The organism is Holtiella tumoricola (assembly GCF_027857615.1).
In the GTDB taxonomy this organism is placed as follows: Bacteria; Bacillota; Clostridia; order Lachnospirales; family Cellulosilyticaceae; genus Holtiella; species Holtiella tumoricola.
The window spans coordinates 1-377 of record NZ_JAQIFT010000041.1; the positions used below are offsets into that span (position 1 = coordinate 1).

Genomic DNA, 377 nt, shown 5'->3' on the forward strand with positions numbered 1-377 from the left:
CTTACTAGAGATATGTACTGCCATAATAATGGTCGCCCTGGTATTGATCCTGTTGTTCTTTTTAAGATGATTTTTATTGGCTATCTATACGGTATTCGCTCTGAAAGACAGCTTGTAAAAGAAATCGAAGTGAATGCTGCTTACAGATGGTTTCTAGGTTATAGTCTTACTGAAAAAATTCCAGATGCTTCTACTATTAGTCAAAACAGACGTAGACGCTTTAATGGGACAACGGTATTTCAAGATATTTTTGATCATACCGTTGAACAAGCTATTTCACATGACTTTGTAACAGGTAAAGTACTTTACTCTGATTCTACTCATTTAAAAGCTAACGCAAACAAACGTAAACTTGAGAAAGTAGAAGTAACCATTAG

1 protein-coding gene is annotated in these 377 nt (G+C 34.7%); it reads left to right on the forward strand.

The features are described 5' to 3' along the window. Positions 1-377: transposase (locus tag PBV87_RS10210; protein ID WP_271012178.1), on the forward strand; the 377-nt coding region annotated here is incomplete at both ends.